Here is a 23,990-nt window from a genome sequence, read left to right on the forward strand (position 1 = left end):
GACAAGTCGAGGGGTACAATTCGGCCATGACACGACACCGTACGCCTTCCCGCTCCCGCCGCACTGCCAGCGAGCCCCGCAAGAGTCATGGCAGCGGTCGCCTGCGCCTCATTGGTGGCGAGTATCGTCGCCGCCTGCTGCCGGTGCTCGACAGTCCCGGCCTGCGCCCGACCCCCGACCGCGTTCGGGAAACGCTGTTCAACTGGCTGGCACCAGTGACACCGGGGGCGCGTGCGCTGGACCTCTTCGCCGGCACCGGCGCCCTGGGCCTGGAAGCTATCTCCCGCGGCGCCCGGGAGGCGCTGTTCGTCGAACGCGACGCCCGCGTCGCCCAGGCACTTTGCACAAACCTCGAGACCCTCGGCGCTACTCAGCGCGGCCGAGTGGTTAACGCCGATGCGCTCGCTTTTCTGGCCGCTCCCCCCACCGACGCCACCCCTCCATTCACGCTGGTATTTCTCGACCCACCCTTTCGCCAACAGCTGGCCCAGCCCTGCTGCGAGTGGCTGGAGCGAGGCTGGCTGGCAGAGGAGGCCTATATCTATCTTGAAACCGAATCGGAGCTGGCTCCCCAGGTGCCGGTCAGCTGGCAGCTCCACCGGGAGATACGCGCCGGGGACAGCACCGGGCGGCTTTATCGACGGCTTCCGGCCGACGGCAGTTGACGCTTCATCGTCGCCTTTCGGCAACGCTTGCCGAGCCGAGGCCCTCGGCGTTACGCTGCGCGTCGGAGATCGACGGCGGGCATGGGCCCGCCGCACAGGACGTCTTTTCAGGAGGACAGGATGAGCACCGAACTCTTCAATCGGCTCGAACAGAAAGTCGCCAGCGCCGTAGAAGCACTGGAATTGCTGAAGATGGAAGCCGAGGAGCTGCGCGAGGAGAACAGCCGCCTCAAGCAGGAGCGCGAGGAGTGGGAGCGTCGGCTAACCGCGCTGCTGGGCAAGTTCGAAGAGGTAGAAACAAGCAACGACTGATCCAGCCTACAGCAGCCGGCGCGACATCAGTATCGCATCCTCACGCCCCGCGCCGGCGCCCGAAGTCCCCTCTGGCCCTGATCCTGATGGCATGACGGCTCTCCCGCCGGCCGGCGGCTGAGCGATAGCGTCATGATCGGGCGATTCCAGCCCAGGGAGCGACAAGGCGGGATAGTAGCCACGACGCCTGCCATCCTCGTCGAAACCCGCCTGGCGATATAGGGCGATGGCGCCCGCATTACTCTCCCTGACTTCCAGCAGCAATCGCTCGCTCTCCCAGCGCAGCGCCTGGTCGATCACTGCCGTGAGTAGGCTCGCAGCCAGGCCGCGGCGACGCATGGGCGGTGCCACCAGCATGGCCTGAAGCTCGGCCTCGAAAGGCAGGCGAGCCACCACGGCGTGCCCGGCGAGCTGTCCCTCCGCCTCGACACCCAGAACGCAAACCGCTTCGTCAGTCAGGAGCGTTTCGAGCTGATCGCGGCCCCAGGGGCGAGGGCGGGTCCGCTCCAGCGCCACCAGGCGCTCCAGGTCGGCCACACCCAGGCGCCGGAGTACGCTTTCAATCATGCCCCGGAGCCTCGTCACCAGTGTCCGACGGCGCTCCACCCTTGCTGTTGCTGCACCAGGCCTCACGCCACGCAACCAGCGATGGCCAAAGGCCGCGCTTGGCCTCGGCGCTGTTCGCCAGCTCCTCGAGGTCGGGTACCCGCCAGCCGGGCAGGTCCAGCAGCTCGCAGTGCTCGCCGTCCAGGTTGAGTACCTGCTCGAGCGTCTCGTCGCTGCCAAAGAGCAAGACCCGCTCCGGTGCCCAGCCGTGCCGACCCGCTCCCGCAATGAAGGCCTGGACCCCTTCCCTCGCCTCTTCCAGTGGCGCCTCTGCGGGCAGCCCTTCCACCGGAGGCCAGCGCAAGCCCTGGAAGCGGGGTGAGCGTGACAGGGAAATCCCCACGGCATGCAGCAGATTGCCGAGCAGGTTCAGGTGAACTTCCGTCGGCGGCTCGTCCCCCGGCTTCAGCAGCAGCCAGCGGTCATCCAGGCACGCCACCTGCAAGGAGAAGCGCAGCGGCTCCTGGTTTAGCGGGGTTTCACGCGGCGGGCCGGCTGCCTCGATGCCCGCCTCCGGGCCGGATCCAGCTTCCCCGGCACCTCCACCCAGCATCTGTCGGGCTCGACCCGGCTGCACGGCTCGCAAGCTGGGCGGTGGGGAAGTCACACTGGCGGGCTGCTTCGCTGCTGGCGGTTCGGCCTCCTCCAGCAGCGCATGCAGGCGCTCGGCAGGCGCAACCGCGGCGGCGGGAGCCTGCGTGACCCACTCACACGCCTCGGAGGGCCGGGCATTGGGCAGTCGGTATCTGGCCACCCAGACGGTCAGGCCCATGGCTTCCAGATACTGCAGCCGCTGCGGCTCCGATGTCACGCGCTGCCGCCACGACAGTCGGGCGATTCAGGCCTGGCACCGCCGCGAGCTTCCCACTCGTCCGGGGTATAGAGATGCAGCGCAAGGGCATGCACAGGGCCGGCAAGTTCATCGGAGAGCACCGCATAGAGTCGCTGATGGCGCTTCACCGGCATCAACCCCTGGAAATGCGCGGAAACCAACGTGACCTTGAAGTGGGTCTCGGAATTGGCCGGCACGGCATGCCGGTGACTCTCGTTCTCCACCGTCAGAAACGTGGGCTCGAGGGCCTGCAGTTTCGCTTCGATATCGGCCTGGACACTCATAGGGGCTCCATGGAGAAGGATAAGGCCTCATTGTACTATCTAGGTGGCGACGTCGTCTGCCGCGAGCTCACCTGGGCGGCGCCGGCCAGCGGCATTCGAGCAAGGCTCGCGGCCAGGGCCAGGATACAGGCCACACAGCCGATCCACAGGGTAGCTTGTACCGGCGCATTGGCAGCCAGGAAAGCACCCACCAGCGCCACGCCGAGCGACTGCCCCACGGTGCGAGTGGTGCTGAGCACCCCCGAGGCGGCGGTACTCAACTCCCGCGGGGCACTGGTCATCATCTCGCGGTTGTTGGGCGGCTGGAACAACCCGAAACCCATGCCGCAAAGCGCCGTTCGCCACAGGCTGTCCAGCACGCTGGCGTCACTCTCCAGCAGCGCCAGCGAGGCCAGACCCAGCAGCAGCAGCAGCAGCCCGGTACTGGCCAGAATGCTGGGATTGACCCTGTCCGCCAGCCGGCCGGCAAAGGGGCCGACCAGCATGATGGCGAGCGGCCAGGGGGTGAACAGCCAGGCGGTCTCCAGCGGTGTAAAGCCCATCTCCTGCTGATAGAGGAACGTCAATGCCACGAAGGCCAGGCCCTGCCCCACGAAGGCGAGCCCGGAGGCCGACACCGCAAGGCTGAAGCGGGGCTCCTGAAAGAGCCTGGGAGGAAGCAGCGGATGGCTGGCGCGCCGCTGACGACGCAGGAACAGATACCCGGCCACCAGGCTCAAGGCCAGCCAGCCCAGCCACTGCCAGGCCGGTGCGTTGTGCCCCAGGGCATCCAGGGCCAGGAAGAAGCTGCCCAGCATGATCACCGAGCCCAGCGCCCCCCGGCCATCGAAGCCACCGCGCCGACCCGGCTCCCGCGGCAGCGCCCGCCACGCCAGCCACAGCGAGATCAGGCCTAACGGTATATGCAGGGCGAACAGCCAGGGCCAGTTGGCCACCGACAAGACCAATCCACCCAGGGCAGGGCCGGACGCATAGCCCCCGGCAACCATCAGCGCGCTCAGCCCGAGCGCGGAGCCCAGCAGTCGGGTGGGGAAGATGGAACGATAGAGCGAAGGGCCGATGGAGAGCGTCGCCGCGGCGCCAAGCCCCTGCAGAGCGCGAAAGACGAGCAGCAGCTCCAGGCTGCGCGCCAGGGCGGCACCCAGCGAGGCAATCACGAAGAGTGCCAGGCCCGCCACGTAGAGCCGGCGACGGCTGATCATCTCGCTGAAGGAGGCGAACACCAGCAGGAAGGCGGCACAGACGATCTGGTAGAGATTGGAGACCCAGACAGCACGCGCGGCGGACACCTCCAGGTCGCGGGCGATCGAAGGCAGCGCCAGGTTGATCATGGTGGTGTCCACCACGGCCATCAGCGTGCCGAGAATCAGCGCCAGTACCGCCAGGCGCCGCTCGGGGCCCGGTAGCCCATCGTCGCCAGGCCGGGTCTCGAAGAGTCGGCTCATCCTGTTTCCATCACAGCGGGGTCCGTAACGAGAAAACCGGCCGCAGCCGGTTTTCGCACCTTTAAGAACGGAAAGGCGCCGATTTGCGTTGCGAGCGAAGAGAGCCCGCTTTCCGCCGGAGCGCAGCAACCGGAGTTTACAGCCTGCTAAATGAGGATTGCGAGCCCCGCCGGGGAGCGGGATATCAAGCGCAGCAGCAAATCGGGACTTTCCTCAGTCCTGGTCGGTTTCCAGCAAAAGCGAGTCGTCCACCTCGGAGATCTCCAGCGCCGCCTCATTGTCCAGGTCAATGGCCAGATAGCTGTGCTCGACCTGCAGGAAACGCTGGAACAGGGCCCAGTCCACGGCCTCGGGCCACTGACGCTCGTCCTCTTCCCAGGCCCTCAACTCTGTCTCGAGGATCTCCAGGTAGCGCTCCCGGACGAAGCCTTCCAGCGACTCCGGCGTGTCCATCTCGGGGATCAGGTAGACGGTGCTTTCGCGTTCGACGTCGGCCAGAGTGAGGTCGTCGTCCCCCACCGTGGGTTCCAGCGCATTGATCCATTCCACGAAATGCCGGGTCGGCCTGACGCTCAGGGCGGAGCGGTTGAGCAGTTTCATCACGGTCTCCTCGACGTCGAAACGGTGATCATTATGGGTGCTAGTGCCGCTGCTTACCAATACTTCTGCTTTGGGGGCACAGCAGGCTCGGGGCTGATCCAGGGGCAGGGCTACGAGGAGGCGCACCGAGCCCATCCCTGGGCGCTACATTTGTCTTCCTTGGCAAATGACCTCCTCCCCCCGCTCGCCACCGCTATCGCATAACCCGACGCTCGTGGGCTGAACTGGCGACAAGCCTTCGAGGAGGCGCTGTGAATACATCCCTGTACGCTACCTACGCCATCCCTGGCGTAGGACCTCCTCTTCGGCTTGATCCCCAGCGCCCCTCGCTTAGCACAGCAAGTAGCGGAGAGTGGCGAGGAAAGGCCAGGCCGAAGCACAGCCCCTTCAATCCACCTCAGGGCGCATGGCCGGGAACAGCAGTACATCCCGGATCGAGGCGCTGTCGGTGAACAGCATGACGAGCCGGTCGATGCCGATGCCCTCGCCCGCGGTGGGCGGCATGCCGTACTCCAGCGCGCGGACGTAGTCGGCGTCGTAGTACATCGCCTCGATGTCGCCGGCCTCCTTCTCGGCCACCTGCTCACGGAAGCGCTCGGCCTGGTCCTCGGCGTCGTTGAGCTCCGAGAAGCCGTTGGCAATCTCGCGTCCACCGACGAAGAACTCGAAACGCTCGGTGACGAAGGGGTTGCTGTCCTTGCGCCGCGCCAGCGGGCTCACCTCGGTGGGGTATTCGGTAATGAAGGTCGGCTGCTTCAGGCGGTGCTCGACGGTCTTCTCGAAGATCTCGATCTGAACCTTGCCCAGCCCCCAGCCATCCTTGACGTCAATATCCAGGCGCTCGGCGATCTGGCGCGCGGCGGACGCATCGGCCAGCGCCTCGGCGTGGATGTCCGGATTGTATTCGAGGATGGCGTCGAACACGGTGATACGCTTCAGCGGGCTGCCGAAGTCGTACTCGAAGGTCTCGAGCACCTCGCCCTCGCTGTTGCGTACGGTGTTGATCACGGTGGTGGTGCCCAGCACCTGCCGGGCGACGCTGCGCAGCATCTCCTCGGTGAGGTCCATCAGGTCGTTGTGGTTCGCATGGGCCTGGTAGAACTCGATCATGGTGAACTCGGGGTTGTGCCGCGTAGAGAGCCCCTCGTTTCGGAAGTTGCGGTTGATCTCGAAGACCCGTTCGAAGCCGCCCACCACCAGGCGCTTGAGGTAGAGTTCCGGTGCGATGCGCAGGTACATGTCGATGTCCAGCGCATTGTGGTGTGTGATGAAAGGGCGCGCGGTGGCGCCACCGGGAATCGGCTGCAGCATGGGGGTTTCCACCTCCATGAAGCCGCGCTCCTCGAAGAAGCGACGCATGGCGCTGATCACCCCGGCCCGGGTCTCGAACACCTTGCGCGAGTCGGGGTTCATGATCAGATCGACGTAGCGCTGACGGTAGCGCGCTTCCATGTCGGTCAGGCCATGGAACTTGTCGGGCAGCGGACGCAGGCTCTTGGTCAGCAGCCTGGCTTCGGCCATCATCACGTAGAGGTCGCCCTTGCCGGACTTGTGTACCGGACCACGGCCGGCCACGATATCGCCGATGTCCCAGCCCTTGATGTCCTCCAGCGTCTCTTCCGACAGCCCCTTCTTGTCGATATAGAGCTGGATCTGCCCAGTGGCATCCTGGATGACCAGGAAGGGGCCCCGCTTGCGCATGATGCGCCCGGCCACGGCGGCCTCGCGCCCCAGGGTCTCCAGCGCCTCCTTCTCCTTGTCACCGAGCTCGGCGATCAGCTCGGCGGCCTGGCTGTCACGGCGAAAGTCGTTGGGGAAGGCGCTCTCGCCCCGCGCATCGGCCAGCTTGCGGCGATCGGCCAGCTTGGCACGACGCTCGGCGATCAGGCGGTTCTCGTCCTGCAGGGGGGATTCGGAAGGGCTCTGGGGGTCGGCCATGTCGCTACCTGTTTGAAATCACAATATTCGGTGGAACTGCTGCACATCCGGGGCGCTATAGACCCTGCTTGAGGCTGGCGACGATAAACTGATCCAGGTCGCCATCCAGTACCTTGTCGCAGTTGCTGGTCTGCACGCCGGTGCGCAGATCCTTGATGCGCTGGTCGTCGAGGACATAGGAGCGGATCTGGCTGCCCCAGCCGATATCGGCCTTGGAGTCCTCGGCCTCCTGCTTGGCAGCGTTGCGCTTCTGCATCTCATGTTCCCACAGCCTCGCCTTCAGCTGCTTCATGGCGAAGTCGCGGTTGGCGTGCTGGCTGCGCTGGCTCTGGCAGGCCACCACGATGCCGGTAGGCTCGTGGGTGATGCGCACGGCCGAGTCGGTGGTGTTGACGTGCTGGCCGCCCGCGCCGCTGGAGCGATAGGTGTCGGTGCGCAGGTCCGCCGGGTTGATCTCGACCTCGAAGCTGTCGTCCACTTCCGGCGACAGGAATACCGAAGCGAAGGAGGTGTGGCGACGGCCGCCGGAGTCGAAGGGACTCTTGCGCACCAGCCGATGCACGCCGGTCTCGGTACGCAGCCAACCGAAAGCGTAGTCGCCCTGCACATGCACGGTAGCCGACTTGATGCCCGCCACTTCGCCGGCGGAGACTTCGGTGATCTCGGCCTTGAAGCCGTGATGCTCAGCCCAGCGCAGATACATGCGCAGCAGCATGTTGGCCCAGTCCTGGGCTTCGGTGCCGCCGGAGCCCGCCTGAATATCCAGGTAGGCGTTGTTCTCGTCCATCTCGCCGGAGAACATGCGCCGGAACTCGAGCTTCTCGAGGCTGGCGTTGAGGCCATTCAACTCCTTCTCGACCTCGGCGACGGTGTCCTCGTCCGCCTCCATCTCGGCCAGCTCGAGCAGGTCGCGGCTATCCGCCAGGCCCTGGTCGAGTTCATCGATGGTCTGGACGATCTGCTCCAGCGAGGCGCGCTCCTTGCCCAGTTTCTGGGCATAGTCCGGATCGTTCCAGACTGCTGGATCCTCCAGCTCGCGTGAGACTTCCTCTAGCCGATCCTTGCGTTCGGCATAGTCAAAGATACCCCCTCAGGACATCTGTCCGCTCGGACAGGTCCTTGATGAGGTTATGAATGGGGTTGGTTTCCAGCATGGGCTCGCTCGCCTGAATCGCATGGGAAAAACGGCCGCCGCGTCACAGGCGTCAACCTGAGCCACAGCGGCGCGGAAAAGGCAGCTAGTGTAGCGAATTCGCCAATGGGACGCATCCACCGCACGGCCTCAATGCAAGGACCCGGCCGAAGCCGGGTCCTGTACGAACGCTTGATTTATATCAATCGTTTGACTGACTCAGAAGCGATAGGTCAGCTGAGCACCGAAGCCATGGGCCTCGTTCTTGTAGTCGGCGGTATAGGTAGAAGTAATCGCTCCACCTGCATCTTGTCGCTCCTGATCGACATGCGTACTGCGCTCGGTCAGGTAGGAGTAGGCAAGATCGACGGTCAGGTTATCCACCGGGGTCCAGCCAGCGCCAACGGAGAAGATGCGCCTGTCATCGGAAGGAATCCGTGCACTGCGGAACTCGTCGCTGGTCGGCGTAAAGTCGAGGGTAATGCCAGCACGCAGCGCCAACTGCGGATTGAGCTGATACTCACCGCCTAGAGCGTAGGCCCAGGCGTTGGAGTAATCCTGCTGTTCGAACGTGATGGGATCGCCGCCCGGGTCGTTGGGGTCGATGACGCGGATTTCATCGAAGCGACTCCAGCGGGTCCAGGAGGCGCCCGCCATCAGCTTGAGGCGGTCACTCATTTGTTGAGTGACAGAAAAGTTGATGGTTTCAGGGGTCGTCAAGTCCAACTGAGCATCGCGAGGGATAACTGTACCTTCAGGTACTACACCAACGCCATCGAATATATCCCCAGTCGCTGTCGCACGAAAATCTCCCGTAAGGGTATAGCTGACCTTGGAGCGATAGGTCAGGCCAAGCGTGGTTTCCGGCACAGGCTGGTAAATCACCCCCAGGTTATAGCCCCAGCCATCGTCGTCACCCTCGATTCTCGCATCAAGCTCTTCCGTTGCACCAGGAGCAGTGCCAGGCGCCGGCACTCTGCGATGCAGCTCCCCATCCACGCGGTTATAGGTAATACCGGCACCCACCGACCACTGATCGTTGAAGCGATAAGACACCGTCGGCTGGGCGCTCATGACTCGCAGCTCGGTATAGTTGCCCAGGTTGCGTCCAACGAAGCCGTCCTCGTATTCGGTCTTGGAGCCGAACGGCGCATAGACGCCGAAACCGAAGGCCAGCTGCTCATTGACGGGATGGGCATAGAAGGCAAAGGGAATCAGGGTGCCCGGCACCATATCGCCTTCAGAAGTACCTTCTACATCTACCGCGGGGCCAGCGCCAAGAGTCCGAGTCGCCTCGGCATTGCGAATGCGGCTGTTGACGTTCAGGTAGGTCCCGCCCGCGGTCAGCTGGGCGCGGTCGAGGAAGGACATCCCCGCCGGGTTGCCGAAGACGATGGTGGCGTCGTTGACGTTGGAGCTACGCCCGGCGTGGCCGTAACCCTGGCCGCTGACGCTCTGCTCGTTGATCTGGTAGCCGCCAGCGTTGGCCTGGCTGGCGAAGGCAGCGGCAGCAACCGCCACGGCCCAGGTAAGCTTGTTGAACTTGTTGTGCATGTCTCGACGTCCTCTTCCAGACGAGCTGGAGCTGGTTATGAAATGCACCCTCGCCGGGGTGCTTTGCTACTGAACACAGTTTTCGCCCAAAGGGGGGTCGGGATCAAGGCCAAACGTTCGTTTTAATGCCGATTTTCCTCATACTTTAGCCTAACCCATCGCCTTAACCATGAACTTTCAAGGCCCAGGGCAATACATGTCCGGGTCGCGCAGCCCCTTGACCTTTGTGTCACCCATAGGTTTTACACTGCTCACATCGCACAGATGCTAGGAGTGTTTTCATGAAGGTCAGCGAATTGGCCCGGCGTGCCGGCGTCACCGCCGAGACGGTGCGTCACTACACCAGAGAGGGGCTGCTGAGCCCCCTCCGCGACCCGGACAACGGCTACCAGCTCTTCGACCAGGCCGACCTGGAGCGGCTGCGCTTCATCCAGCGTGCCCGCACGCTGGGCTTCAGCGTGGCTGAAATCGCCGACATCCTCTCCCATGCCGACCAGGGCGACTCGCCCTGCCCCATGGTGCGCGACCTGCTGGCCAGCCGGCTGCCGCAGATCCGCGCCCGCATTGCCGAGCTGCAAGCGCTGGCGGCGCGCATGGAGCAGGCACTCGACGCCTGGGCCGAGATGCCCGACGGCACCCCTGACGGTCACAGCCTGTGCCGCCTGATCGAAAGTTTCCCCGAGGCAGCTCCCGAGGCATGCCTCCACGCCGACGAGGAACGCACATGACCCTCTCTGATCTCGAGCGCAACGTGCCGGGCATGAACTGCCAGGGCTGCGTGAAGCGCATGCGCGAGGCGATCCAGGCGCTCGACCCCGAGGCCGAGGTCACCGGCTTTCCCGCCGAGAAGCGCCTGGTAGTGAACACCACCCTCGACGACGCCGAGTTAGATGATGCCCTCAATGCAGCAGGTTATCCGCCCGGGGCAGCACCCGGCGGCGAGTCCGACGAGACACCAGGCGAGGCGCCCACCGCCGCGTTGTTCCAGGAAAGCGAAGCCGAGCCGGCAGCACGCAGCGAAGGCGGCGTGACCCACCGCCTGTCGGTCTCGGGCATGACCTGCGCCAGCTGCGTGAAAAGCGTGGAACAGGCGCTTTCGCGCACGCCGGGTGTGGCCAACGCATCGGTGAACTTCGGCACCCGCGTGGCCCAGGTACATGGCCGTGTCGATGCCGACGCGCTGGTCGCAGCCATACAGGCGGCCGGTTACGATGCCGAGCCCATCGTCGACCTGCGCCAGGCCGAAGAGGCCCGCACCGCCAAGGATGCCGAGACCTATCGCCGCCGCCTGCGCGGCAGTTTCTGGTCCTTGGCACTGGCCGTGCCGCTGATGGCCAGCATGTTCTTCTACCACCCCCACCCCGTCGGCACCGGCCGGCTCTTCTGGCTGGTGATCGGCCTGCTGACGCTGGCGGTTCTCGTCGTGCCGGGTCGACACTTCTTCGTCAATGCCTGGAAGAACCTCAAGCATCACCAGGCCAACATGGACCCCCTGATCGCCATGGGCACCGGCACCGCCTGGCTCTACTCCATGGCGGTGGTGGCCTTCGCACCCTGGCTGCCACACGTGGCCCACGGCATCTATTTCGAAGCCTCGGCGATGATCATCGGCCTGGTGCTGTTGGGGAACGCACTGGAGCTGCGCGCCCGCGGACGCACCAGCGAGGCGCTCAAGCGCCTGCTCGACCTGCAGAGCCGCACGGCGCGGGTGATTCGCGGCGACGACGAGCGCGAACTGCCCATCGAGGAAGTACGTGAGGGCGACCATATCCGCGTGCGACCCGGCGAGCGCCTGCCGGTGGACGGCGTGGTGACCAGCGGTGCCAGCCATATCGACGAGTCAATGCTCACCGGCGAGCCGTTGCCGGTGAGCAAGGGCGAGAGCGACGAGGTCAATGCCGGCACGGTGAACGGCCGGGGCGGCCTGATCTATCGCGCCACCCGTGTCGGCGCCGACACGCGCCTGGGGCAAATCACCGAGCAGGTGGCCCTGGCGCAGAACTCGCGCCCACCCATCGGCGAGCTGGCCGACAAGGTGTCGAGCATCTTCGTGCCCACGGTGATGATTATTGCCGTGCTCACGGCGCTGGCCTGGTTCAACTTCGGCGCCGAGCCGCGGCTGATCCACATGCTGGTGACCGCCACCACGGTGCTGATCATCGCCTGCCCCTGCGCACTGGGCCTGGCCACGCCCATCTCCACCATGATCGGCGTAGGCAAGGCCGCCGAGCACGGCGTACTGGTGAGAAACGGCGAGGCGCTGCAGACTGCCAGCCGTCTCACCACCCTGGTGGTAGACAAGACAGGCACCCTGACCGAAGGCAAGCCCCGGGTCACCGAGGCGCATTTTCTCACTGACAATGGGCACTCTGGCGAAGGACTTCCCGGCGAAAGGCTTGCCGACGACGAGGCGACGCTGCTCGGGCTGGTGGCGGCACTGGAGCGCGGCTCGGAGCATCCGCTGGCTGCCGCCCTTATGCAGCACGCCGAGCAAGCCGGCGCCGAGGCAGCCGCGATCAGCGATTTCGACAGCGTCACCGGGGGCGGCGTAAAGGCCACTGGGCCGCAGGGCGAAGTGCTGCTGCTGGGTAATGCGCGCTTGCTGCAAGAGGCTGGGCTCGACCTCTCCGCCGGCGAGGAGTTTGCCGCTGGACTGGAGCGCAAGGCGCGCACCGTAGTCTACCTCGCCGTGGATGGCCGCCTGGCCGCCCTGTTCGGCATCAGCGATCCGCTGCGGGCCGATACCGTGGAAGCAGTGAAGCGGCTCCAGTCCGACGGCCTGAAGGTGGTGATGCTCACCGGCGACAACGAACACACCGCCGCGGCCATCGCCCGGGAGGTCGGCATCGACGACTTCCGCGCGGGGCTGCTGCCCGAGGACAAGCACACCGAAATCGAGCGCCTGCAGCAGGCCGGCGAAGTGGTCGGCATGGTGGGCGACGGCATCAACGACGCCCCCGCCCTGGCCCGGGCCAACGTGGGCTTCGCCATCGGCCAGGGCACCGATGTCGCCATCGAGAGCGCCGGTATCACGCTGATGCGCAGCTCCCTGCACGGTATCGCCGATGCCATCGAGATCAGTCGCATGACCCTGCGCAACATCAAGCAGAACCTGGTCGGCGCATTCGGCTACAACGTGCTGTGTATCCCCATCGCCGCCGGGGTGCTCTACCCCTTCACCGGCATGCTGCTGTCGCCGATGATCGCCGGGGCGGCCATGTCGCTCTCTTCGATCACGGTAGTGAGCAACGCCAACCGGCTGAGGCTGCTCAAGACTCGCGGCGATATTCGCTCAGGCTGCCAGCCAGCCCCTGCCGAGACAGAGGAGGCACTGTCATGAGCTGGATCGTCAATTTTGCCGGCCTGGCAATGATCGCCGCCATCGTCTGGTGGTTCTGGTGGCGCCGCTGAGCCTGGCTCGCAGGTAGGCGGAAGGGGAGCTGCTACGCTATAGGAATAAAGCCGCAGGGAGAACGCCATGCCTAGACTCAACGGCGTACTCGAGACCGCGCTCTACGTCGACGACATGGATCGGGCGCGGGTCTTCTTCGAAGGCGTGATGGGCTTGGAACCCTTCAACGCCGACCATCGACTTCACCACCAGCACCACGCCGGAGCTGCTGGCCGGCGGCGAGGTTCCGGCATCCGAAGCGGTAGCCCGGGCTCTGGAGGCCCGCGTGGAGCCCTCGCGAATCACCCTCTCCTCGGATGCCAACGCCTCACTGCCCCAGTTCGACGAGGCACGCCGCTTCGTCGGCCTGAGGGCAGGTCGCCTGGGCAGCCTGTTCGAGGTGCTGGGCCAGTGCATCAACGACCACGGCATTCCGCTGGAACGCGCCATCGGTGTCGCCAGCACCCATGCCGCCGACGCCCTCAAGCTCCCACGCAAGGGGCGCCTGCAGGTGGGCAGCGACGCCGATCTGCTGGTGTTGGCCGAAGACGAATGGGCCACCGATGAAGTGTGGGCAATGGGTCGGAGGGTCTATCGGCGGGGCTGATGGGAACGTACCAGAATGCCGCGCCCGGCGAAGAAACGTTCGAAGACCGCGGGCTCGAGGCGGGCATCCGCCTGGCTAGTGCCGGATAGCCCGGATGGATTATGGAAGCGCAGGCGTCTGCGCCCATCCAGGCCGAAAAGGTAGACCAGATGCCCGCCCCGATGTGGCGGGCTCAGTTCGGGCGTGCGAATGGAAGGGTGTACCGAAGCGATAATACGATGCCCCTCACCGAGCCACTGTAGAAAATGCCCCGTATCCACATGCTCTATCACTCCGGCGTCCAGTTGATGCCACTCCCTCAATAGCTGAACCAGCGGGCGATAGTAGAGCCCCTTGATGCCCTCCTCGGTGATAACGTAACCACCCGCTTCACGGCACTGCGTCAACAGCTCAAAGAGGCTTCGCCGCTCACCTCGCAGGTCCTCCAGCAGCATCTTGGTGCAAGCCATACCACAGATGTGCCTTGCCCAGCTGGCATACTCAGTGGCGCTTGCAGCGCCGGATTCCGCCCAGCGCGGGTCGTCGGAGGCGTTCATGTTCCCGTCGAGAAAGCCGGGGATAAGTTCACTAGAAACCCACTGTGAATAGTACGCAGGAACGTTCCTGTCTGGCATTGATTCCCTCAAGAATGGTTCAAGGCTCTTGTGCGACTCTGGCACATCGCTTCGCACACCGGCCACGCCACCCAGTTGGATGGTCACCATGACCCGTGTCAGCTGGATTAGCGGCTCGGGGCCACTGCCTGGTCTCGTCAGCTGTCAGCTCACCTGCCCTCCATGGCACGCCTCATGAAGTTGAGGATCCAGCGCACCATCAGGGTGTCATCCACTGGCGCCGAGAGCGAGGCCTCCCCCTCGCGTACTCGCTCTTCGCCCACCAGCTCGGCGCGCAGCGCCATCAGGTCCCGCGAATAGGGCTTGGTGAATTCCGGATGTCCCTGTACGCCGAGGAAGTGCGCGCCGATCTGGATCAGATAGAAGGGACAGAAGTCGCTACCGGCGAGCACCCGGGTTTGTAGTGGCAATTCGCTGACCTGATCCTGATGGCTGACCAGCAGGTCCAGGCTCGGCTGCCAGGGCGCCATCCACTCCGTTCCTGTCTCGACACGATTGAACGACATCCCCACGCCCCAGCCCTTGGGGCTCTTCACCACTGCGCCGCCCAGTGCCTTGGCCATCAACTGATGGCCGAAGCAGATGCCCACCAGCGGCTTGCCCGCCTCCCACAGCCGCCGCACGAAGCCGCAGAGGTCATCGACCCAGGCAAGGCCGTCATTGACGCCGTGCTTGGAGCCGGTGGTCAGCCAGGCATCCACCGCATCGATATCGTCGGGAATCTCCCCATCCTGGCAGCGCCAGACGACGAACTCGAGCGCCGGGTCGACCTTATGGAAGAGCGCCGCGAACATCCCCGGATAGTTGCCATGGGCCTCGCGCAGCTCAGGCGCCACATCATCGCACTGCAGAAGCCCTATACGCATCGCTCAGTCTCCCTGTGGGGTTACGGCCACTCTGTTTACGGTCGTCCATCCTGTTCACCGCCTTTCTTACTGCTTACCGTCGCCCTGCTGATTACAGTCGCCCTGCTGATTACAGTCGCCCTGCTACGGCGGCAACGAAGATATCGCAGTAGTCGTCGGCAGTGAACTTGATCGGGTTGGAGCCCGATGACGGGTCGGCCACGGCCATCCTGCCCACCTTGTCGGCCTGGCGGGTATCGATGCCGAGGTCGGCCAGGGTGTGCGGTATGCCCAGCCGCTCACGCATTTCCAGAACCCAGTCGATCACCGCCGCCGTGCCCGGCTGGTCCAGATCGAGGTAGCGGCCCAGGCGCACCATGGGCTCACCGATGGCGCGCTCGTTGGCACGCAGCACATAGGGCATCAGGATGGCGTTGAGCGTTCCGTGGTGGGCATCATGCAGCGCGCCGAGCGGATGCGCCAGGGCATGCATCGCCCCCAGACCGCGCTGGAAGGCGGTAGCGCCCATGCTCGACGCCACCAGCATGTTCATGCGCGCTTCCAGGTCGTGCCCGTCGGCATAGGCGCGGGGCAGATAGTGATGGATGCGTCGCATCCCCTCGACCGCGATGCCCTCGGCCATGGGGTGATAGAGCGGTGAGCACCAGGCTTCCATGCAGTGGGACAGGGCATCCATGCCGGTGGCGGCGGTCATCGCCCGTGGCAGTCCCACGGTCAGCTCGGGGTCGAGGATCACCGTGGCCGGCACCATGCCAGGATGGAAGATGATGCGCTTGACGTGCTCGACCTCGTCGGTGATCACCGAGGCACGCCCCACCTCCGAACCGGTTCCCGCGGTGGTCGGCACGGCAATGATGGGCGCAATGGCCTCGGCATCGGCGTTTTTCCAGTTGTCGCCGATATCCTCCAGCGACCACAGCGATAGCCCTTCCCGCTGATTGGCCATCAGCGCCACGGCCTTGGCGGCATCCAGCCCCGAACCGCCGCCGAAGGCGATCACGCCGTCATGGCCGCCGTCCCGAAAGGCTGCCATGCCGTCGAGGACGTTCTTCCCGGTGGGGTTGCCCTTCACCTGGCTGAAGACGGCAATCCCGAGCCCGCTGTCCTCGCAGGCTTGCACGCTCTCCTGCACCATCGGCAGCGCGGCGAGGCCGGGGTCGGTGATCAGCAGCGGTGCCTGCATGCCGAGCGCCTTGCAGGCCGCGGGCAGCTCACGAATGCGTCCCACCCCGGTGAGGATATTGGCGGGGTAGTTCCAGCCCGTGGTGAACGGCTGCATATCCGGATGATTCATATTGAGCTCCTGGGCGGTGCTGCCCGTTCAGGCATGCTTGAGGTGAAAGGACTTGGGCCGCGTCAGCGTCTCGTAGCCCAGCCGCGAAAGGGAACAGCCGCGCCCCGACTGCTTGACCCCGGTCCAGGCCAGCTCCGGGTCGAGGTAGTCGCAGCGGTTGGTGAAGACGGTGCCGGCGTCGAGCCGATGGACCAGCGCCTCGCCGATGGCCCTGTCACGGGTGAACACCGCCGCGGTGAGGCCGAAGTCGCTGTCGTTCATCAATGCGACGGCTTCGTCGTCGGAGTCCACCGCCATGATGCCCACCACCGGACCGAAGCTCTCTTCGGTCATCACCCGCATCGAGTGGTCGACCCCGGTCAGCACCTGGGGTGCCAGGTAGGCGCTGCCCGGCACCGAGAGCGGATAGTCGCCGGGGTCGATCCAGGCCCTGGCCCCGGCGGCAACCGCCTCCTCGATCTGGCCGCGCACGAAATCCGCCGCCGCCGGCCGCACCAGCGGGCCCAGGGAGGTGGCCGGGTCGGTAGGATTGCCGAGCCGAAGCTGCCTGACCCAGGCCACGGCACGCTCGACGAAGGCATCGAAGATGTCGCGATGCACGTAGAGACGCTCGATGCCACAGCAGCTCTGGCCCGAATTGAAGAAGGCACCGTCCATCACCCCGTCGACGGCGGCATTCAGGTCGACGTCGGCACGGATATAGGCCGGGTCCTTGCCGCCCAGCTCGAGCCCGGTGGCAATGAAACGCCCGGCGACGTTGCGCTCGACCATCGCCCCGCCGGGAACCGATCCGGTGAAGGAGACATGGGCGATGCGGCGGTCCTGGATCAGGCCTTCGGTGGCCTCGTGGGAGAGATGCAGGTGCTGGAAGACCCCTTCCGGCAGCCCGGCCTCGTCGAAGGCCTCTTGGAATCGTTCGGCGCAAAGCGGTGTCTGCGCCGAGTGCTTGAGGATCACCGTGTTGCCGGCCATGATCGCCGGCACCACCGCATTCACCGCGGTCATGAACGGAAAGTTCCAGGGCGCGACGATGAACGACACCCCCAGCGGCTCGCGGGTGATGTAGCGGGTGAAGCCAGGCTTGTCCTCGAGCACGATGGGGGCCAGCGCGTCGTCCGCCAACGCAATCATGGTGCGCGCCCGCTCCTCGAAGCCACCGATCTCGCCCGCAGCGGCGGCGATTGGCCGCCCCATCTGCCAGGTCAGTTCCTCTGCCATCGCGTCGCGGCGCGCCACGAAGGCATCCACCATGCGCGAGCAATACCGGGCACGCTCGGAGAGCGGCACGTCGCGCCAGGCCCGCTGCGCCGTCACCGCCCGCGCCAGCGTCGCCTCCACCAGGGCCGGATCGGCCTGTTCCCGCTCCACATAGACGGAGCCATCCACCGGTGAAATCGTCTTCTGTAAGGCCACTTGGCGTTCTCCTGCTGATTCATTGCATCGAGAGAAACAAGGGAAGACGCGTCATGAGCGAACGCAGGTCGTGCGCGGCCGGAGCGCAGGAACCGGAGCATACTTCAGTATGTGAGGATTCCGAGCACCGCCCGCGTGCGAGATGCGGAGCGCAATAGCGTGTTACTTGTTTCTCAAATGATTTCGAAATAGCGATCCAACTCCCAGTCAGTAATATGTCGCCGGAACTGCCGCTCCTCCCATTCGCGGGTCGCTGCAAAATGCTCGACGAAGTCGTCGCCGAACAGGGACCGTGCCGGCCCCGAGGCCTTGAGCCGCTGGGCGGCTTCCCACAGGGTCTGCGGCAGGGCCTGGCTGGCGGGGTGGGTCAGCTCGTAGGCGTTGCCGCTCACCGGCTCGCCCGGCTCGAGCCGCTGCTCGATGCCATGCAGCCCGGCACCGATCGCCGCGGCAAGGGCCAGGTAGGGGTTGGCGTCGGCACTGCCCAGGCGATATTCCACCCGCTGCGACTTGGCGCTGCCCGGTATCACCCGCAGCGCCGTGGTACGGTTCTCTACCCCCCAGGTGGCATCGGTGGGCGCCCAGAAGCCGGGGATCAGGCGGGTATAGCTGTTGACGGTCGGAGCGAACATGGCCAGGAACTCCGGCATCAGCTGTTGCTGCCCGGCCACGAAGTGACGCTGGATTTCGCTCATCTGGTGCGGCTTGTGGGCATCGAAGAAAGCCGACTCGCCGCTGTCGGCGTGATTGAGCGACAGGTGAATATGACCGCTCTGCCCGGGGTAGTCCGGCGACCACTTGGCCATGAAGGTGGCCATCAGGCCGCGACGCTGCGCCCACACCTTGGTGAACGTCTTGAACAGCGCGCCCTTGTCGCCGGCAGCCAGCGCCTCGTCGACGCCGATGGCCGCTTCCAGCACGCCGGGGCCGGTCTCGGTATGCAGGCCTTCGATGGGGAAATCCATCGCCTCGGAGAGCGCCAGTAGTTCGTGATAGAGCTCGCTGTGGACCGAACTTCTGAGCATCGAATAGCCCATCATGTCCGGCGTCAGCGGCTTGAGGTTGCGAAAGCCCTTTTCACGGATCGACTCCGGTGTCTCCTGGAACACGAAGAACTCGTATTCCAGCGCACCATGGGCAATAAATCCCATTTCGCGAGCCTTGGCCAGCACGCGGCGAAGCAGCCCGCGCGGACAGATCGCCTCGGCGGGGCCGGTGAACTCGGCGAGAAACAGCAGCATGTCACCTTCGCAGGCAAGGTCGCGACAGCTGTCGGGCAGAATTCTCAGGCCGGCATCCGGGTAGCCGGTATGCCAACCGGTGTATTTGACGTTGTCGTAGAGCTCATCCTTGCTGTCCCAGCCCAGCACCACGTCGCAGAAGGCGAAGCCCTCTTCCAGCGCATGGAAGAACTTGTCGCAGCGCATGTACTTGCCGACCATGATCCCGTCGATATCGAACAGGCCGACCTTGACGTGGCTCAGGCCGCGCTCCTCGACGATGCGCCGGGCATCCTCCGCACTCTTGATCTCTCTTGCCTGAAGTCGGCTCATGGTCTCTCCCTTGGCTACCTTATTGTTGTCTATCGACACCCCGGCGATGGCTGAACGGGGCAAGCGGCAGGCGCCGCTTGCCCCACGCTTTCACTGTTTGACACTCAGCTGTAGCGGTAGGGAGGACCGGCCTGCTGCATGGTCTGGCGATAATCCTTGAGGATCTGCACCACCCGTGCATTGCGATCGCTCTGTTCGGCGATCTCGTCCCAGAACTCCAGCGCCGCATCCTCCAGGGTTTGCCACTCCTCTTCGGGGATGGAGGTCAGCTCCAGTTTGCCACCGGTGGTGCGATAGTGCGCCTCCCCCCACCAGTACCAGTGCTGCCGATAGTAGTGGGAGTTGTCCATGCACAGCTTGAACAGCGTCTGCAGATGCTCGGGGACCTCATTCCAGCGATCCGAATTGGCGAAGTAGGAGCCGGCCCAGGCGCCGGAAATATTGTTGGTCAGGTAATAGTTGGCAACGTCAGCCCAGCCAACGGTGTAAGCCTCGGTGATCCCCGCCCAGGCGATGCCATCGAGCTCCCGGGTCTGCATGGCAACCTCGATGTCTTCCCAAGGCAGCGTCACCGGCACCACACCGAAGCGGCTCAGGAAGCGTCCCGCCGTGGGGAAGGTGAAGACGCGCTTGCCGCGCAGGTCCTCGATGCTGCGAATCGGGTCGCGGGTCACGAAGTTGCAGGGATCCCAGGCGCCGGCGCCGAGCCAGGTGACGCCGTCGATCTCGGCGTAGGCTTCCTCCCAGATCTCCCTGAGGCCGTAGTGGTTGAACAGTACCGGCACATCGAGGCTGTAGCGGGAGGCGAAGGGGAAGTAGCCACCGAAGACCGACACATCCACCGGTGCGGCGATGGAGTCGTCGTCGCTCTGAACCGCGTCGATGGTGCCGCGCTGCATGGCACGGAACAGCTCACCGGTGGGCACCAGCTGGTCGGCATAGAAGAGTTCGATCTCCATCTCGCCGTTGGCGGCCTTGTTGAAGGCGTCGATGGAGGGCTTGATGACATGGGCAGCCAGCGCCGGTCCGGCATAGGTCTGCATGCGCCAGCGAATGGGGGCGCGGGACTGGGCGTGGACATAGGGGGCGCCGACGGTGGCCGCCCCTACGGTGGCGGCGGTGGCGACCCCGGCCTTCTTGAGGAAGTCCCGCCTGTTGCGATTGGTCATAATGATTCTCCCGATCTGGTTTGTTGTTGTTTCACTTGTCCACGGCCAGGCGCCAGGAAAGCGTCAGTAGCCGTAGTAGAGTTCCGGCAGCCATAGCGCCAGCTGCGGAAAAACGGTAATCAGGCCCAGTCCCAGCAGCATGATCAGCACGAACGGCCAGACGCTGCGATAGATGTCACCAAGGGACACCTCCGGGGGCGCCATGGCCCGCATCAAAAACAGGTTGTAGCCGAACGGTGGCGTCATGTAGGCGATCTGCACGGTGATGGTGTAGAGCACCCCGTACCACACCGGGTCGAAGCCCAGGCTCACCACCAGCGGCACGTAGAGCGGCGCCACGATCACCAGCATTGCGGTATCGTCGAGGAACATGCCCATCAGGATGTAGGAGAGCTGCATCATCAGCAGGATCTCCCAGGGGCCGAGGCCCATGCGGTCGAGGAAGACATTCTCGATCGCACGTACCGCGCCCAGGCCGTCGAAAACCGCTCCGAAGCTGAGCGCGGCAAGAATGATCCACATGAACATGCAGCTGATGCCCAGGGTGCGGCGCACCGTGACCTCGATCACTGCCCGGGTCAGGCGACCCTTGAACAGCGCCGCCAGGGTCGCCGCGAAGGCACCATAGGCGGCACTCTCCACCAGGCTGGTGACCCCCATCAGGAACAGGCCTGTCATGGAGAAGAAGATCAGCAGCGGCAGGATGCCGGCACGCAGCAGCTTGAGCCTTGCGCCCAGGCTCATGTCGCGCTCCTCCGGCGGCAAGGCCGGCCCCAGGCTCGGCTGCAGCCGGCAGCGCACCACGATATAGATCACGAACATGGCGGCCAGGATGAGCCCAGGGATGGCCCCGGCCAGCCACAGCTTGCCCACCGGCTGGCGGGCGATCATGCCGTAGAGCACCAGCACCACACTGGGCGGCACCAGGATCCCCAGCGAGCTTCCCGCCTGGATTACACCGGTGACCATGATCTTGTCGTATCCCCGACGCAGCAATTCAGGCAGGGCAATGCTGGCCCCGATCGCCATGCCGGCCACGCTCAGGCCGTTCATGGCCGAGACCACCACCATCAGGCCGATGGTACCCACCGCCAGGCCACCCCGCAGCGAGCCCATCCAGACATGGAACATCTCGTAGAGGTCACCGGCGATGCCCGACTCGGAGAGCATGTAGCCCATGAACACGAACAGCGGCAGGGTCAGCAGCGGATACCAGTTCATCAGCACGAAGCTGGCGTTGAACGGCATCTCCACGCCGCCATCTCCCCACAGCAGCAATGCCGAGGCGGCGCCGACAAAGCCGATGACGCCGAACACCCGCTGCCCGGTCAACAGCAGCAGCATCATGCTCGAGAACATCATCAGCGCGATCATCTCGTAGCTCATTCGGCATCCTCCGCATAGATGTCCACCCCGCGGGCAATGGCGACATCCTTGAAGAAGGTCGCGACGGCCTGCAGCAGCATCAGCAGGATGCCGATACACATGATGATCTTGATCGGCGCCAGCGGCGGCGCCCAGGCCGAGTAGTTGCGCTGCCCGTACTGCAACGCGTACTGGGTGCTGGAGATGCCGCCAAGCAGCAGCGTGACCAGGAAGAAGATCAGGAAGAGGATGGTGATGGCGTCGACCAGCGCCTGGGTGCGAGGCGTCCAGCGGCTATAGAAGAGGTCCATGCGAACATGGGCTCCCATCTGCATCGCATAGGCTCCGCCCAGCAGGTAATAGCTCACCAGCATGAACTGGGACATCTCAACGCCCCACATCAGCGGGCTGTTGAGCACCGTACGCGAGAAGGAGGCATAGAGCAGCAGCCCCATCATGACGAAGACCAGGTACATGATCACCCGGCCCACCCCGCGATTGAGGCGGTCGACGAGGCGCACATAGCGTCTTATTGTTCTTGGCATCTCGGGGAAAACCCTGTGCGGCTTGAAACATTGCGTTTCAGTCTTGGCCGCTCTTTCCCCGGACTGCAAAGAGCATCGGTGTTGACTGGACTGGGACTATCGATAAAAACGATAGTGCACCATGTGAGGGCTCAGGAGCGGGTAGAAACCGCCTCGGAGAGCCATGGCAGGGCCTGGTCGAGCTGGCGGCGGAAACGTTGCTCCAGCAGGCGGCGGCTGTCCCGGGCCAATAGCGCGGGCAGGTCGCCCAGCTCGTCTCGCCGCGCGACCAGGGTCAGTTCCCGGGTAAGCGGCGCCACCGGCAGCGGCGCCACCCGGACATTGAGATTCTCGAGCCCGGCCTGATAGAGACACAGCGGCGTGGTGATGGTCCAGCCGGCCCCGGCACTGACCGACTGGTCCTATGCCGACTGCCTGCCCTATTTCCGCAAGGCCGAATGCCGCGATATCGGACCCGACGACTACCATGGTGGCGACGGCCCTGTCTCTGTCACGACCCCGAAGCCCGGCAACAATCCGCTGTATCGGACCTTTATCGATGCCGCCGTGCAGGCCGGCTACCCCGAGACACCTGACGTGAACGGCTACCAGCAGGAGGGTTTCGGCCCCATGGACCGTTTCGTCACCCCCAAGGGGCGCCGCGCCTCCACCGCTCGCGGCTATCTCGACCAGGCCAAGCAGCGGGAGAACCTCACCATCGAGACCCACGCCACCACGGACGTGATCGAGTTCGAGGGCAAGCGCGCCGTGGGCGTGCGCTATCTGCGCCGCGGCCAGCCCCACCAGGTCCGCGCCCACCGCGAGGTGCTGCTGTGTGCCGGCGCCATCGCCTCGCCGCAGATCCTGCAACGCTCCGGCGTCGGCAACCCCGATCACCTGCGTGAGCTCGACATCCCGGTGGTCCACGCCCTGCCCGGCGTCGGCGAGAACCTCCAGGACCACCTGGAGATGTATATCCAGTACGAATGCACGCAGCCGATCTCCCTTTATCCCGCACTGAAATGGTACAACCAGCCCAAGATCGGCGCCGAGTGGCTGTTCAAGGGCACCGGCGTCGGCGCCAGCAACCAGTTCGAGGCAGCGGGTTTCATTCGCAGCAACGACAACGAAGCGTGGCCCAACCTTCAGTATCACTTCCTGCCCATCGCCATCAGCTACAACGGCAAGAGCGCGGTACAGGCCCACGGCTTCCAGGCCCACGTCGGGTCCATGCGCTCGGAGAGCCGGGGCAGGATTCGGCTGACCTCCCGGGACCCCGAGGCCGCGCCCAGCATTCTGTTCAACTACATGTCGCAGGAAAAGGACTGGCAGGAGTTTCGCGACGCCATCCGTCTGACCCGGGAGATCATTGCCCAGCCCGCCATGGATGCCTACCGCGGAAGGGAAGTGTCACCGGGTCCGGATGTCGAATCCGATGAAGCGCTCGACGCCTTCGTGCGCGAACACGCCGAAACCGCCTATCACCCCTGCGGCAGCTGTCGCATGGGGAACGATGAGATGGCGGTGGTCGATGGCAGCGGTTGCGTGCACGGCCTCGAGGGGCTGCGCGTCGTGGACGCCTCGCTGTTTCCGGTGATCCCCACCGGCAACCTCAATGCGCCGACGATCATGCTGGCCGAAAAGCTGGCCGACAGGATACGCGGGCGTGAACCGCTGCCCCCCTCGGACGCCCCCTACTTCGTCGCACAAGGCATCCCGGCGCGCAAGGCGCCTGAACGCCGACTCTACTGAAACGCAAGCCTGTCCCACCGTTGGCGCCCCGCCCTGCGGGGCGCTCTTGAATGTGTGTATCCGACACGCCCCAG

General features: G+C 64.8%; 22 protein-coding genes and 1 pseudogene. 6 read left to right on the forward strand and 17 right to left on the reverse strand.

Annotated elements, in window-relative coordinates:
* The first annotated feature begins 26 nt into the window (after positions 1-26).
* Together rsmD and LOKO_RS14850 are read left to right on the forward strand one after the other, a co-directional pair.
* Positions 27-665 (forward strand): 16S rRNA (guanine(966)-N(2))-methyltransferase RsmD, encoded by a 639-nt coding sequence (gene rsmD, locus LOKO_RS14845; RefSeq protein WP_066451077.1) that lies wholly within the window; start codon positions 27-29, stop codon positions 663-665.
* Between the two features lie 120 nt (positions 666-785).
* Positions 786-977 (forward strand): cell division protein ZapB, encoded by a 192-nt coding sequence (locus tag LOKO_RS14850; RefSeq protein WP_066451081.1) that lies wholly within the window; start codon positions 786-788, stop codon positions 975-977.
* A 6-nt stretch (positions 978-983) separates the two neighbouring features.
* Here the strand turns inward: LOKO_RS14850 and LOKO_RS14855 are convergent, their stop codons facing one another.
* The 8 genes from LOKO_RS14855 to LOKO_RS14890 form a co-directional block, all read right to left on the reverse strand.
* Positions 984-1,544, reverse strand: coding sequence for a GNAT family N-acetyltransferase (locus LOKO_RS14855; RefSeq protein ID WP_083517607.1), 561 nt, complete (start codon positions 1,542-1,544; stop codon positions 984-986).
* The gene (locus LOKO_RS14860) at positions 1,537-2,394 is read right to left on the reverse strand and encodes a hypothetical protein (RefSeq protein ID WP_066451084.1); all 858 of its coding nucleotides are present in this window, start codon (positions 2,392-2,394) and stop codon (positions 1,537-1,539) included. Before LOKO_RS14860 ends, LOKO_RS14855 begins: the two co-directional genes overlap by 8 nt.
* Entirely contained in the window at positions 2,391-2,699 is a 309-nt protein-coding gene (locus tag LOKO_RS14865) for a BolA family protein (RefSeq protein ID WP_066451086.1), read from the reverse strand. The genes LOKO_RS14860 and LOKO_RS14865 overlap by 4 nt, the downstream gene beginning before the upstream one ends.
* A 35-nt stretch (positions 2,700-2,734) precedes the next feature.
* Positions 2,735-4,144 carry an MFS transporter gene (locus tag LOKO_RS14870; protein ID WP_066451088.1) on the reverse strand — a complete coding sequence of 470 codons (1,410 nt, stop codon included), beginning with the start codon at positions 4,142-4,144 and terminating at the stop codon, positions 2,735-2,737.
* A gap of 213 nt (positions 4,145-4,357) precedes the next feature.
* A complete protein-coding gene (locus LOKO_RS14875; protein WP_066452386.1) occupies positions 4,358-4,744 on the reverse strand; it encodes a hypothetical protein in 387 nt (128 codons plus the stop codon).
* Positions 4,745-5,131: 387 nt separating this feature from the next.
* A complete protein-coding gene (lysS, locus tag LOKO_RS14880; protein ID WP_066451091.1) occupies positions 5,132-6,682 on the reverse strand; it encodes a lysine--tRNA ligase in 1,551 nt (516 codons plus the stop codon).
* 55 nt (positions 6,683-6,737) lie between these two features.
* A protein-coding gene (gene prfB, locus LOKO_RS14885) for a peptide chain release factor 2 (protein ID WP_144439677.1) occupies positions 6,738-7,836 on the reverse strand; the annotation gives its coding sequence in 2 pieces (ribosomal slippage) (positions 6,738-7,760 and positions 7,762-7,836; 1,098 coding nt in all).
* A gap of 197 nt (positions 7,837-8,033) precedes the next feature.
* Positions 8,034-9,368, reverse strand: coding sequence for an OmpP1/FadL family transporter (locus LOKO_RS14890; RefSeq protein WP_066451096.1), 1,335 nt, complete (start codon positions 9,366-9,368; stop codon positions 8,034-8,036).
* A 281-nt stretch (positions 9,369-9,649) separates the two neighbouring features.
* Here LOKO_RS14890 and LOKO_RS14895 point away from each other — a divergent pair, with 281 nt between their 5' ends.
* From LOKO_RS14895 to LOKO_RS14910, 3 genes are all read left to right on the forward strand, one after another.
* The gene (locus LOKO_RS14895; protein ID WP_066451098.1) at positions 9,650-10,096 is read left to right on the forward strand and encodes a MerR family transcriptional regulator; all 447 of its coding nucleotides are present in this window, start codon (positions 9,650-9,652) and stop codon (positions 10,094-10,096) included.
* Complete coding sequence (locus LOKO_RS14900; protein WP_066451101.1) at positions 10,093-12,708, forward strand: heavy metal translocating P-type ATPase; 2,616 nt, start codon at positions 10,093-10,095, stop codon at positions 12,706-12,708. The genes LOKO_RS14895 and LOKO_RS14900 overlap by 4 nt, the downstream gene beginning before the upstream one ends.
* A gap of 280 nt (positions 12,709-12,988) precedes the next feature.
* Positions 12,989-13,366, forward strand: a complete 378-nt coding sequence (locus tag LOKO_RS14910) for an amidohydrolase family protein (protein ID WP_417935405.1) — start codon at positions 12,989-12,991, stop codon at positions 13,364-13,366.
* Here the strand turns inward: LOKO_RS14910 and LOKO_RS14915 are convergent.
* From LOKO_RS14915 to LOKO_RS20310, 9 genes are all read right to left on the reverse strand, one after another.
* The gene (locus LOKO_RS14915) at positions 13,351-13,902 is read right to left on the reverse strand and encodes a hypothetical protein (protein WP_235588880.1); all 552 of its coding nucleotides are present in this window, start codon (positions 13,900-13,902) and stop codon (positions 13,351-13,353) included. The two genes, LOKO_RS14910 and LOKO_RS14915, sit on opposite strands and share 16 nt — an antisense overlap.
* Before the next feature lie 227 nt (positions 13,903-14,129).
* Positions 14,130-14,846 carry a glutamine amidotransferase-related protein gene (locus tag LOKO_RS14920; RefSeq protein WP_066451112.1) on the reverse strand — a complete coding sequence of 239 codons (717 nt, stop codon included), beginning with the start codon at positions 14,844-14,846 and terminating at the stop codon, positions 14,130-14,132.
* A gap of 109 nt (positions 14,847-14,955) precedes the next feature.
* Positions 14,956-16,140: an iron-containing alcohol dehydrogenase gene (locus LOKO_RS14925; protein ID WP_144439678.1), complete on the reverse strand. Its 1,185-nt coding sequence runs from the start codon at positions 16,138-16,140 to the stop codon at positions 14,956-14,958.
* A gap of 27 nt (positions 16,141-16,167) precedes the next feature.
* Positions 16,168-17,553: an aldehyde dehydrogenase family protein gene (locus tag LOKO_RS14930; RefSeq protein ID WP_066451114.1), complete on the reverse strand. Its 1,386-nt coding sequence runs from the start codon at positions 17,551-17,553 to the stop codon at positions 16,168-16,170.
* A gap of 173 nt (positions 17,554-17,726) precedes the next feature.
* Positions 17,727-19,106 (reverse strand): glutamine synthetase family protein, encoded by a 1,380-nt coding sequence (locus LOKO_RS14935; protein WP_066451117.1) that lies wholly within the window; start codon positions 19,104-19,106, stop codon positions 17,727-17,729.
* Between the two features lie 104 nt (positions 19,107-19,210).
* Positions 19,211-20,275, reverse strand: coding sequence for a TRAP transporter substrate-binding protein (locus tag LOKO_RS14940; protein ID WP_066451120.1), 1,065 nt, complete (start codon positions 20,273-20,275; stop codon positions 19,211-19,213).
* A 63-nt stretch (positions 20,276-20,338) separates the two neighbouring features.
* Complete coding sequence (locus tag LOKO_RS14945; RefSeq protein WP_066451123.1) at positions 20,339-21,661, reverse strand: TRAP transporter large permease; 1,323 nt, start codon at positions 21,659-21,661, stop codon at positions 20,339-20,341.
* Positions 21,658-22,185, reverse strand: coding sequence for a TRAP transporter small permease subunit (locus tag LOKO_RS14950; RefSeq protein WP_066451126.1), 528 nt, complete (start codon positions 22,183-22,185; stop codon positions 21,658-21,660). The genes LOKO_RS14945 and LOKO_RS14950 overlap by 4 nt, the downstream gene beginning before the upstream one ends.
* Before the next feature lie 131 nt (positions 22,186-22,316).
* Positions 22,317-22,484 carry a hypothetical protein gene (locus tag LOKO_RS20310; RefSeq protein ID WP_235588881.1) on the reverse strand — a complete coding sequence of 56 codons (168 nt, stop codon included), beginning with the start codon at positions 22,482-22,484 and terminating at the stop codon, positions 22,317-22,319.
* Positions 22,485-22,572: 88 nt separating this feature from the next.
* Here LOKO_RS20310 and LOKO_RS14960 point away from each other — a divergent pair.
* Positions 22,573-23,916, forward strand: a pseudogene (locus LOKO_RS14960) (choline dehydrogenase); the annotation flags it as partial.
* Between the last annotated feature and the right edge of the window lie 74 nt (positions 23,917-23,990).

Source organism: Halomonas chromatireducens (assembly GCF_001545155.1).
Lineage (GTDB): Bacteria > Pseudomonadota > Gammaproteobacteria > Pseudomonadales > Halomonadaceae > Halomonas > Halomonas chromatireducens.

Bases quoted from the DNA above. Each gene is read 5' to 3' on its own strand.
- LOKO_RS14900 (WP_066451101.1), top strand. From the start codon at position 10,093: ATGACCCTCTCTGATCTCGAGCGCAACGTGCCGGGCATGAACTGCCAG.
- LOKO_RS14875 (WP_066452386.1), bottom strand. From the start codon at position 4,744: ATGAAACTGCTCAACCGCTCCGCCCTGAGCGTCAGGCCGACCCGGCAT.
- LOKO_RS14865 (WP_066451086.1), bottom strand. From the start codon at position 2,699: ATGAGTGTCCAGGCCGATATCGAAGCGAAACTGCAGGCCCTCGAGCCC.
- LOKO_RS14950 (WP_066451126.1), bottom strand. From the start codon at position 22,185: ATGCCAAGAACAATAAGACGCTATGTGCGCCTCGTCGACCGCCTCAAT.
- LOKO_RS14915 (WP_235588880.1), bottom strand. From the start codon at position 13,902: ATGAACGCCTCCGACGACCCGCGCTGGGCGGAATCCGGCGCTGCAAGC.
- LOKO_RS14935 (WP_066451117.1), bottom strand. From the start codon at position 19,106: ATGAGCCGACTTCAGGCAAGAGAGATCAAGAGTGCGGAGGATGCCCGG.
- LOKO_RS14870 (WP_066451088.1), bottom strand. From the start codon at position 4,144: ATGAGCCGACTCTTCGAGACCCGGCCTGGCGACGATGGGCTACCGGGC.
- lysS (WP_066451091.1), bottom strand. From the start codon at position 6,682: ATGGCCGACCCCCAGAGCCCTTCCGAATCCCCCCTGCAGGACGAGAAC.
- LOKO_RS14890 (WP_066451096.1), bottom strand. From the start codon at position 9,368: ATGCACAACAAGTTCAACAAGCTTACCTGGGCCGTGGCGGTTGCTGCC.
- LOKO_RS14920 (WP_066451112.1), bottom strand. From the start codon at position 14,846: ATGCGTATAGGGCTTCTGCAGTGCGATGATGTGGCGCCTGAGCTGCGC.
- rsmD (WP_066451077.1), top strand. From the start codon at position 27: ATGACACGACACCGTACGCCTTCCCGCTCCCGCCGCACTGCCAGCGAG.
- LOKO_RS14940 (WP_066451120.1), bottom strand. From the start codon at position 20,275: ATGACCAATCGCAACAGGCGGGACTTCCTCAAGAAGGCCGGGGTCGCC.
- LOKO_RS14945 (WP_066451123.1), bottom strand. From the start codon at position 21,661: ATGAGCTACGAGATGATCGCGCTGATGATGTTCTCGAGCATGATGCTG.
- LOKO_RS14855 (WP_083517607.1), bottom strand. From the start codon at position 1,544: ATGATTGAAAGCGTACTCCGGCGCCTGGGTGTGGCCGACCTGGAGCGC.
- LOKO_RS14895 (WP_066451098.1), top strand. From the start codon at position 9,650: ATGAAGGTCAGCGAATTGGCCCGGCGTGCCGGCGTCACCGCCGAGACG.
- LOKO_RS14850 (WP_066451081.1), top strand. From the start codon at position 786: ATGAGCACCGAACTCTTCAATCGGCTCGAACAGAAAGTCGCCAGCGCC.
- LOKO_RS14925 (WP_144439678.1), bottom strand. From the start codon at position 16,140: ATGAATCATCCGGATATGCAGCCGTTCACCACGGGCTGGAACTACCCC.